The following is a 10,459-nucleotide window of genomic DNA, read 5'->3' on the forward strand; positions in this document are numbered from 1 at the left end:
TGAGAACATTGGAAAAACCGCAAAATTGACTACTTTTTAAACAAAATTATTGGCAAGAACTATCAAAACCGCTCATAAAAAAGCCGACTTGTTTCCAAGTCGGCTTTTCGGGTTTGCGCCCCCGATTTCTTATAGCATAACTTTTTGAAATATAACACTATTTATTTTGCATTTCGTATAAGCTCTATTATGTTAAATAGAATAGAAAACCTTTTAAATTTAGTGTCAAATTATAGATAAATATTTTTTATAACTTGATAAAAAATATAATGTTTAATTTATTATATTGATAATTAATTTAATAAGCTTTAAAAAAATATGGATTTCGATAGTACTACTCAATTACCCACAAAATTCTTAAATAAACTTTCTGAAGTTATTTCAGTAGATCCTAGTGATATTGTTAAAGATGCACAGTCTAAAGGGTTACCTATTGCGAAAATAGAAGACTTTACAACAGAGATTATTTGTAAAAATTATCGACGAATTGAAGATATTTCTAGCTCATATGGTAACTATGCAGCAAGAAATAGTGCAATAACTGGACTAGCTTCTGGAGTTGGTGGTGTAGCAACAATGGTAACCATTGGTGGCGTTGATATTGTAAATATGGCAGCGCAATTGTATAGGCTGAATCAAAGAGTTGCATATTTGAATGGCTTTGATCCTAATAATCCACATGATGCAGAACTAGCCAGAGAAATTTATTTATTTTCATTGGGATTTGATAAAGCTGCTGTTGCAGGTGTGCAAGCTATGATGAATAGGGCTGCTCAAATTGCAGGAAAATCTGGAGCAAAATCAAATCCAGTTCTTAAACTGATCATGGTCGTTGCATCAAAATTAGCACCCAAAATGACAACTAAACAAGCCGCAAAATTTATTCCTGTTGTTGGTGGTATCTTGGGTGGGGGTATTAATTTTGCATTTGCTAAATATGCATCAAGTGAAATTCAGAAAAGATATAAAGAAGAGTTTTTTAGAAAAATGCAAACAGAATCTATAAATTCTTAATTTTATAAGTTCATACGTTCTAGGAGAGTGAAAATGGGGTTTTGGAATAGTGTTTCTAGTCTTGCAAAAGGTGCAGGTCAAGCTATGCAGGAAAAAATGAAAGAACAACAATATGAGGCATGGCGAAAGTTTCAAAGCCTTCCAGCAGAAAGGTTAATTGATTATATAGGGCAACATGAAGGTGGGACATCAAGAGCATTAGCTATTTTAGCATTATCATTAAAAAATCGTTCTGCCGCACAACGTTTTGTAGATGATAGTACTAAAAGCTCACTTGAGCACATGAGAAAGAGGTTGGCTTTAGAGGAGCATAAGGATGCTGAAGAACAGCGGCGTGCTATTGATTCATTATTTAGAGGGTATTAAGACTATTCAACAATGGTGTTTTAGTTCTTCTAAAATTAACATAATACACGTTATACGAATTCCCAAGGCATGGCTTTTAGTCATGCTTTTTTTATCAAAAGACTATACCTGAATGATAGCGAGCCAAATCGCATACAATATCTATCATTAGACTTAATGCAATAATTAAATGATAGTATTATCATTAATCTAATAGAATTAAGATTAAATGATAGAAATGAATACACGTATTTATCTACGAGCTTCAACTAAAGATCAAGATGCAGAAAGGGCTTTGCAGATTCTTCAGGATCTAAACCAAAACTTGAATTTGGGTGAAACCATTGTGTACGTGGAAAACTATAGTGGTACGAAGTTAGACCGACCTGAATTGAATAAGCTACTGTCAGAAGCAAATCAAGGTGACACATTGTTAGTTGAAAGTATTGACCGCTTATCACGCCTAACCCAACGAGATTTTCAAGAGCTGAAGCGCAGGATCCAGGAGAAGGGACTTCGTTTAGTCGTAGCAGATCTTCCTACTACCTACCAAATGATTCAAACCAGTGACAGCATTACTCATTCAATCTTGGAACTCATCAACAATATGTTGATTGATCTTCTGGCAACAATGGCCCGCCTAGACAATGAGAAACGTATAGAACGTATTAAGCAGGGCCTGGCACGTTCGGGTTACAAACCAACAGGCAAGAAGGCAAATGAGGCTAAACATAAACGAATAAAAGAATTGCTAGTAGTTGGCAATATGACTAAGGAAGAAATTGCCAAAGCAGTGAATTGTGGAGTTGCAACTGTCTATCGAGTTGCTAAAGTTATCTAAAAGAGGCTTATCTCAACGCGCCCCCAATGGGGCACCGCTGCATTCAGGTTACTTCACATAAGAAATTTTATGTTAAATGATTGTTAGAAATGCCCCTTGATCGAGGCATTTTCTATAAAGAATACTAAAAACTAATTAAAGCCAACCAAGTTTCAAAACAAGGCAGTTCTCAGCAATCATATTTTTAAATTATATAACTCCCAACTGAGCTTTTGCTCCAACGATAAGGCTTTCATTTTGAGTTTCTAAGGCAAATAAACCATACATCAAAGGAGAGGCCGCTGCTCTTTCTAAAGTCTGTTCATATAGTTTATTCCAAACTTTACCCCCTAGTTTTTCATACTCGATGATTAGAGTTTTGAGGCTTTCTTCTCCAAACAAAGTTACATGCCCAGCAAAATCAATCGCTGGGTCATCTATATGGGCTGTTGACCAATCAATAACGCCTGAAACAGCTCCATCCTTTGAAGCTAGTACATGCCCAGCATATAAATCGCCATGTATAAATTGGGTGAAATCTGCCCATAGAACATCATTATCCAACCATTTTCTGTAGCGGGTTTCCAATTGCTCACTTATACCAATTTCAGATTTTACTAACTGCAAATTGTTTGCTATTTCAGGTCTTAAATCTGAAGGTTTCATAATTTTCAAATCATTTTCCCGAACTTCTTTTTCAGGAATACTATGGATTTCAAATAAGGTTTTTGCCAAAGATGTTATGTATTTCGGGCTATCTTTGTCCATATTCCAAATTATTTCATAGGTTTCAGCATCCAAATTTAAAACAGGATTATCTTTAAGTATGGGATAAGCCACTAATTCTGTAGATGAAATTCTCCAATCAGGAACCTCTACAGAAAGATGTTTTTTTACCAATTCTAAAATGCGTTTTTCTTTCTTGATTTGTTCCCTCATGCCATCACGACGAGGAATACGCAGCAACCATTGTTGCCCCTTTGTATCAAGAGCAAAAACGACCTTAAAATCAATGCCCATTTCATTGAAATTCATTTTGTCCGTAAGCAACAAGCCGTGTGCTTCAGCAAGTGATTGAATATCTTGAATTGTCATTTTTAATTTCCTTTAAAGAGTTCAATAATTAATGTTCGGATTAGATTGGCTATCATTAACAATCTCTCTCAAAAGTCTTGATGATTTTGTGGTCTTTGATCTCGTAGATAATGTCAGCAATATTATCGACCAATTGCTTGTCATGAGATACGAAGATAATAGTTCCTGCATAGGACTTCATCATTGTTTCTAATGCGGCAATACTTTTTAGGTCAAGATAGTTTCCTGGTTCATCCATAAGCAAAATATTATATTTTCCTAAAAGCATTTTGGATAAAAGCAGTTTGATGATTTCACCTCCCGATAAGTCGGATAAGTTTTTTTGAATATCATTCGCTCCGATCCCCATTGAAGCCAATACTGCACGAATTTCCGCAACTGTGTACTCGCACTCTTCCTGCATAAAGGAGAGCACAGATTTATGCGTGTTAAATTTATATCCTGTTTGTGTAAAGTAGCCAATTTCAGCTTTTGGAGATATGGTTAATCCATCAGCACGTTCTGATATCATTTTTAACAAGGACGTTTTCCCTGTTCCATTCGATCCAGTTATAGCGACTTTAGCGCCAAGCGGTATTATAAAGTTAGCGTCATCAAAGATAGTACGGCTACCAAATTTTAAGCTCAGACCATCTGCCGTAATCGGGAACTTATTGTGCAGTTCTAGGGCTGAACTTTGACGAAAACGAATAGAACGCAAATGCTCTGGTGCTTGAATATCTTCTAATGCAGCCAAACGCTTTTCCATACTCTTAGCTGCCTGATACAGTTTTCTTTGCTTGGTGCCAGTCATTTTTGCATGCCCAAGTCGTCCAGCACTTTCGGTAGAGTTTTTGGATTTTTCTCCTTTTTTCTTATTGTCTAATCGATTAGCTTGCTGGCGTTTTTCTTGCACAGCAGATTCTAATCGCTCCCGTTCCTTCATCATCAGCTCATATTCTACGGCTTGGTGTTGTCGCTCTTCTTCTTTTTGACGCAAGTAATCCGAGTAACCACCCCAATATTCCGTAATTTTACCGTCTTTTAACTCCCATATCTTGTCTACAACCATATCAAGAAAATATCGGTCATGACTGATAACAAGTAATGCTCCATCAAATGCTTTAAGTTGACCAATAAGTAGATCTATTCCATTGAGATCAAGGTGGCTGGTTGGTTCATCCGCTAGAATGCCATGTACTTGTTGGGAAAATGCGGCAGCAATTTTTGCACGAGTTTCCTCTCCGCCACTCATTGTGTCGTTTTGTACATTGGAAACACCAAGGCGAGATAACATTGCCCGGTCTTCGACCGTTTCTATTTCGATTCCGCCCAGTTGGCTGATATGTGCAAAATCACCAAAACGCTGTAATGTCGCTTCGGCTAAAACAATTTCGCCATTAAGTACTTTGAGTAAACTACTCTTTCCTGCTCCGTTATCACCCACAAGACCAATACGGTCATAAGAGTGAATTTCCAATTCATCAATATCCAAAACATCACGCCCAGCATAATCCAAGCGTATGTTTCTCGCTTTAATAATTAAACTCATTTTTATTTACTCCTGTTTAGCTCTTGAAATTTTTTATGCAGCAAACAGGATTTAGGTGAAAACAAAAGCTAGCATCACAGTGTCCTCCCAAAAAAAAAGCTATTCATCCACAGGGTGGACAAATAGCTAGTCAATTAAGTTATAACTGGAAACTATGCACTAAAAGCATACTTATAAATTAAGCATACTTTTACTTTATATATCCGCATATATTCTTAAAGACACAACAAAAGCCCACCATTATAAAATAGTGTCACTATGCAAATAGTTGTGTCTTAACGAATGCGGATAGAATGCATAAACTTACCTAAAAAATAAAATTCAGTTTTATGATAACTTTACTGTTAAAAGAAGTCTAGACAACCTTGTTTTATGCTTGGATATAAGGCTTATTTTAAAATAATAGTAGTGAAGATTTTCTAAAATTAACATAATACACCTTATACGAAATGCGTTATAATTATCTATATAAATCAATGCTGTAGTTTCTAGTTGATAGCTCATCTTCCCCAAGGTGGGCTTTTTTTATGATTTTTCACGTTCCACGCTTACTATTTGATCAATGTTTCACGGTTTTAATTAAATAAACTGAATAATTCAATCTGCACGATTTAAGCGATTATCTTGAATAAGATCATCCAATTTATCTTCTAAATCTTCAATCTTATATTTGAGCGATAAAATAGAATTTTTTAAACGCTCATTTTCAGGAGCATCAGGATTTTTTAATTGATTAAAAATTTCTAATAATTCGTTGCGATTAGTGCTTAACCTTTCAATGTCACTTTCAATAGCCATTCTTGGTGTCCACAGAGCAAGTAAAATTTGCTCATAGTCTTTGAGTTCTTGATGGCTCATTGCATCTAATTCAGCTCTAGTTTTCATGGTTTAAAATCCGTCTTGCTATGAAGAGCTTTAAAAATCCGCTTTGCTGTTTCCTCTCTTACACTTTTCGGATCTCGTAAGATGCCACTAATCCAAAGGGCAAAACTAGGATAGTCCTGGAAGTTACTTAGGTCTGATAGCTCAGAAAGTTTAGATAAAATAGCACTGTACTTGTTAATTTGAGCATCAGACAGGTTGCAGAACATATCTATTGTTTTTGGATCTCGCTCAGGAGCTATTAATTTTGGCTTAGATTTTTCTTTCACAGTGAACTTAAAGCCGACAACAGAACGTCCTTTTTTAACTGGACTATAGTCAACTGTTACATCGGTAAATTCATTAATTTCATCTAATGAGCTCTTCAAAACTCTTCGTTTTAAGTTCCTCAAATCTCTATAAGATTCTGGTAAACCAAACTCTGTAAACATTTCATCTAGCGTTAATTCAAAGCCATTTTTTGCCTGATTTTTTTTCGCTAAATGGTAAAAGTCTATTGAGTAGTCTTTTTTTAATTTTAGAACTACATCTTTTTTATAACGAGTGTATGGATTGTATTTATCTAAAATTTTCAACATCACCAAAACAATAGATGTAAACCTTAAAGATATCCCTGCATCTTCATAAGTAGCATCAATTACCCAGTTAGAGTAGACCTTTTTCCCCCTATCATTAACGTATGAAAAGGACCGATCTACTAGTTTTTTTGACGCATTTTCAATTTGTTTATAAGCAGAATTGACTTTGATACCACAGTCATCAGCAAATTGTTGAGCAGATATTAAGATTTGATCTTGTTCACTTGCATCGACATTTCTAGCAATCGGAGAAGCCATAATTAAAATTCTTTTTTCATCTACAGACATGCTTTTAAAGCATTCAGTAACTTTGTTTTGAATAGCCATTGTTGTTACTGGATAAGATTTATCATAACTATTTTCTTTATTCATTCAGATATCAAACCTTATAAAAAATGAACATGATTTTTGTACCCTTATGAGAAAACAATGTACACCAATAAACATAAGGGTACAATAATTTATTTGTACCCTTTATCATGCTATTTGTACCCTTTAATCATGCTATTTGTACCCTTTTAAACGATAAAATCATGCTATTTGTACCCTTTATCATGCTATTTGTACCCTTTTAACGCTTGAAACTATTGCTGCATAAGGTTTTCAGAGGGTCTAAAAGCTTTTAAAAGCTTTTTAAAAGAATAAAAGGGAATTTATTTCCAAAGTGAGTTATTAAAACTGCCCTTTGTACTCGCTAAAGCTCGTACTCTATTGAAGCTCGTTTCACTCGCTTCGTGGGGGCAGTTTTTTGCATATATGATCAAGGATTCAAAAAGCAAAACATGAATAATGCATTCGCTATGCTCATGCTTTTTGACGAGCAAAAGCATCAATACTTCGCTCGTAGACACTCGCTAATCACTGTCCCCAGTAATTCAATAAAAAACGGTTTTTCAGAGGGGGAATAAGCAACCTTTCGTTGTGTCACTCGTAGACACTCGCTAAAAGGCTCTCATTTGCGTTTTAAGCGATTTTATTTTTATCAACTATATTTTTACTGTATTTCTATCAAAAGTCGCTAAAACCCCCGTTTTTTTGCGTTTAAATGGGATTGCTAAGGCGTGTAGTCATGGTTATTGTCATTTTCTGGCTTTTTAGGCTCATTTCTCTGCTGTTTTTCTTGTTCTTGGCGTCTTAAAAATGCCAAATGTTCTTGTTGCTCTCGTTCTTGTGCATAGCGTTGTTCTTGTTGCTCTCGTTCTTTACGTAACTGCTGTTCTCTAGATTCACGATCTTTTCGGTCGTTTTCGAGCTGTATTGCTCTTTTTTGGGAAAACTCTTGCTGCGCTTCGGTCTCAATTTTTTTTGTAAAAGCCGTATGCAATTCTTGGATTTTTAGATCTTCCATTTCTTCTGCATATAGTCGCTTTTGTTTTTCACCATTTTGAGGACTAAAGTATTTATTTCCATAGTTATCTTCTTCAAATATATAACTATTTATGATCTCCAGTCTTTGATCGCGTACATACTCTTGATACTCAGTTTCTCTGCGTGATATTTCAGAAATTTGATGATCTATATTTGAAATTTGATCATTAAGTTTTCGTTGTTTAACAGTGATGTTCGGTTCGTCAAATTTTGCAAAAGACTTTTTAGGCTGGAGCAGCTGATTTTCTTCTGTCCATTTATTTAAATGATCAGAATATCTCTCTTTTTTTTCTATTTCACTAAGACCAGAAATATGCTTTTGGATGTCTAGTTGGGTGTTGTGTTGGTCGATCAGGTCATTTATTTGATTGATCCATTTTGTTTTAAAAAATAAAGGCTCTTTTTTGCGTAGTTCTGATATTGCAGAACTCATCGTGTTTAATTTTGTTGTTAATTTTGATAATTCTTCATTTTGGAATTCAGAAAGTTTCTGAGAAGTTTTTTCTAAATACTCAGCTTGAGAGTATTGAAACTGAAGCTCACTTCGTACTTTTTGAACAAGATCCTCAGATACTTTGATGTTTTCATCCAGTGCGATGACCTTTTTGATTTTTAAATTACGTAGCTTAATTTCATCATTTTTCAGACTAATTTCTGTAAATATTCCTCGTCTCCGGAGGTATGTCGCTTGAGGACCTTCGTGCTGAGTTGCTTCTAGGTCACTTTCCTGGTCTTCATAACTTCTGTGATCGACACGTTCATCAAATCCATTTTGTTTCAGGTGGTGATTGCATAATTCTGCAAATGATTCTCTCCAGTGGCTTACAGTTTCTGTGCCATTGTCACGACTGAAGTCCCTATATTTTTTTGCTGAAAAGTCACCATGCTCATTAATACTTCGGGTGGTGAACATGATGTGTGCATGGTAGTTGCGTTCATCACTTCCACTGTCTGTATGCGGTGCATGAATAGCAGCGTCAACGATGACACCATATTTTTTAACGAGGTTTTGGCAAAGTTCATTGAGCATATTTTTACGCTGTTCAGCGTTTAATTCACCTGGAAATGCAATTTCAAATTCTCTTGCAAGTAATGCATCTTTTCTTCGTTCGGCTTTTTCGACTTTGTTCCAAAGTGTCTGACGATTGAGTAACTCGGTATTTGTATTTTCGGGCGCATAGATTTCTGTAAATTCGACACCAGTTTTTTTTGTGTAGTCTTGTTCTTTTCCATAGAAATTGCATACCAATTTTTCACCTGAACGATATGCAGCACAAGCAACGGCTGATCGTCCATTACCTCTACTAATCGTTTTAACTGAAAAATGATATATCGCCATTTTGTTTTGCTCTTTATTTCGATTTATCGAAATTACCAACATGAATATGTTGGTCTGGGGATTACAAAGGGGATTTACCCCTTGTCGCACCATTGGATGAAATCCAATGGCTAAGTGCGCTCTTCGAGGAAAACATTACTATACATATAGCACCTTGAATGCATATTCAAGTGCGCTTATGTTAGGGATGGTTTCCCAGGATGATGGTATTGGATTAATGAGCGTTACTGAAACACTAGACAGCAAAATCAAAGCACAGGAAGAAAAGCTAAAGCAGTTAAAGGCTCAAAGACAGGCAGCACTGGCAAGAGAACGTGCTAAAGAGAAAGAACAAGCTCGAAAGGATGATACCAGACGCAAAATTTTAATTGGATCCTGTATGCTAAAGATCACTGAAGATGATGAACAAGCCAGAGCTAAATTAATTGCTCAGATGGATAAGTATTTAACAGATGAGCGTGACCGAAAGCTTTTTAATTTATAAATTTTGAGGGATAAGTAGTGGAAGATCCAACACTTAATAAGTTAATACGTAATACAGAATTATTCTTCGAACATCACTGGAATGTAGACCTATTAGGAAAGCCTCCTGAATGGTCACCAGTACATTTTAATTTTGGAAAAATTCCTAATTACGATAAACAAGGTGTATATGCGTTTGTCAAAGGGGATTTAGTGACTTATATCGGTGTTGGGACTTCTAGAGGTGCTGGCCGTTATCGTGGTAATGGCTTAAGCGCCAGGGTAATGAAATATTGCCGATGGAATGAAGATAAAACTGAATATATTGCGATAGATCCAAGACTGAAAGATGCTGGATCCATCATTACAATAGGCTTTGAGCGTGATACGGCTTATTTAGCAAATGCCCTAGAAGTTTTTCTTATCTCTAAAATCCAACCTGTCCACAATGTGGTTAAAGTTGGTATGTAATTTCGCATAAGAAATTTTATGTTAAATGGATTCAATCTCTGTCATCAAAGTCAGCATTAATTCTATCGACAGTCCATTTTACTGTATTGTTATCTAAGTAAAAAAAATCTCTATTTAAAATATCATCTTCAAAAATTAAGCCATTAACATCTAGCTTCCCTTCTTTTAAATATCCAATAATTTCATATCTTAGACTATTATCTATTTGCTTAATTTGATGGGAATAATGTGTTTTCTCAATAAGGTAATCATCAAAAATAGTAGCTTCTAAATCTATAAGGTAATTTTTTTTGAGATCAATACATGAGGGTATTGAAGAACTAAATACCTCTAGAATTTCATTACGAACCTTAATTTTTAGAATGAATTCGAGATTCTCATTACATTCTATGATTTGAGCTATATATTTCACTTCGATTAAGATTTCCTAAAATTAACATAATACACGTTATACGAATTCCCAAGGCATGGCTTTTAGTCATGCTTTTTTTATCAAAAGACTATACCTGAATGATAGCGAGCCAAATCGCATACAATATCTATCATTAGACTTA

General features: G+C 35.2%; 11 protein-coding genes. 5 read left to right on the top strand and 6 right to left on the bottom strand.

What is annotated here, in order from left to right; genetic code table 11:
- The first annotated feature begins 318 nt into the window (after nt 1-318).
- The 3 genes from FTU91_RS09400 (at nt 319) to FTU91_RS09410 (ending at nt 2,200) form a co-directional block, all read left to right on the top strand.
- Nucleotides 319-1,014 (top strand): EcsC family protein, encoded by a 696-nt coding sequence (locus tag FTU91_RS09400; protein ID WP_180009703.1) that lies wholly within the window; start codon nt 319-321, stop codon nt 1,012-1,014.
- Nucleotides 1,015-1,047: 33 nt separating this feature from the next.
- A complete protein-coding gene (locus FTU91_RS09405) occupies nt 1,048-1,380 on the top strand; it encodes a hypothetical protein (protein ID WP_180009702.1) in 333 nt (110 codons plus the stop codon).
- A gap of 208 nt (nt 1,381-1,588) precedes the next feature.
- On the top strand, nt 1,589-2,200 hold the full coding sequence (locus FTU91_RS09410) for a recombinase family protein (RefSeq protein WP_015060246.1): 612 nt from the start codon (nt 1,589-1,591) through the stop codon (nt 2,198-2,200).
- A gap of 189 nt (nt 2,201-2,389) precedes the next feature.
- Here the strand turns inward: FTU91_RS09410 and FTU91_RS09415 are convergent, their stop codons facing one another.
- The 5 genes from FTU91_RS09415 to mobQ form a co-directional block, all read right to left on the bottom strand.
- Nucleotides 2,390-3,274 carry an Mph(E) family macrolide 2'-phosphotransferase gene (locus tag FTU91_RS09415; protein ID WP_000155092.1) on the bottom strand — a complete coding sequence of 295 codons (885 nt, stop codon included), beginning with the start codon at nt 3,272-3,274 and terminating at the stop codon, nt 2,390-2,392.
- Nucleotides 3,275-3,329: 55 nt separating this feature from the next.
- A complete protein-coding gene (msr(E), locus tag FTU91_RS09420) occupies nt 3,330-4,805 on the bottom strand; it encodes an ABC-F type ribosomal protection protein Msr(E) (RefSeq protein ID WP_000052512.1) in 1,476 nt (491 codons plus the stop codon).
- A 597-nt stretch (nt 4,806-5,402) separates the two neighbouring features.
- Nucleotides 5,403-5,690 carry a hypothetical protein gene (locus tag FTU91_RS09425; protein WP_000857160.1) on the bottom strand — a complete coding sequence of 96 codons (288 nt, stop codon included), beginning with the start codon at nt 5,688-5,690 and terminating at the stop codon, nt 5,403-5,405.
- Nucleotides 5,687-6,637 (bottom strand): replication initiation protein, encoded by a 951-nt coding sequence (locus FTU91_RS09430; protein WP_001031297.1) that lies wholly within the window; start codon nt 6,635-6,637, stop codon nt 5,687-5,689. Before FTU91_RS09430 ends, FTU91_RS09425 begins: the two co-directional genes overlap by 4 nt.
- A gap of 682 nt (nt 6,638-7,319) precedes the next feature.
- Entirely contained in the window at nt 7,320-8,972 is a 1,653-nt protein-coding gene (gene mobQ, locus FTU91_RS09435; protein ID WP_044432603.1) for a MobQ family relaxase, read from the bottom strand.
- Nucleotides 8,973-9,189: 217 nt separating this feature from the next.
- On the opposite strand from mobQ, the gene FTU91_RS09440 reads away from it, so the two are divergent.
- Both FTU91_RS09440 and FTU91_RS09445 read left to right on the top strand, forming a co-directional pair.
- Nucleotides 9,190-9,456 carry a mobilization protein gene (locus tag FTU91_RS09440; protein WP_088749624.1) on the top strand — a complete coding sequence of 89 codons (267 nt, stop codon included), beginning with the start codon at nt 9,190-9,192 and terminating at the stop codon, nt 9,454-9,456.
- Between the two features lie 17 nt (nt 9,457-9,473).
- Complete coding sequence (locus FTU91_RS09445; RefSeq protein ID WP_039090891.1) at nt 9,474-9,905, top strand: hypothetical protein; 432 nt, start codon at nt 9,474-9,476, stop codon at nt 9,903-9,905.
- Between the two features lie 31 nt (nt 9,906-9,936).
- Here the strand turns inward: FTU91_RS09445 and FTU91_RS09450 are convergent, their stop codons facing one another.
- The gene (locus FTU91_RS09450; RefSeq protein WP_015060210.1) at nt 9,937-10,317 is read right to left on the bottom strand and encodes a hypothetical protein; all 381 of its coding nucleotides are present in this window, start codon (nt 10,315-10,317) and stop codon (nt 9,937-9,939) included.
- Nucleotides 10,318-10,459 lie beyond the last annotated feature (142 nt).

It is taken from the genome of Acinetobacter sp. YH12201, assembly GCF_013418145.1.
Taxonomy (GTDB): Bacteria; Pseudomonadota; Gammaproteobacteria; order Pseudomonadales; family Moraxellaceae; genus Acinetobacter.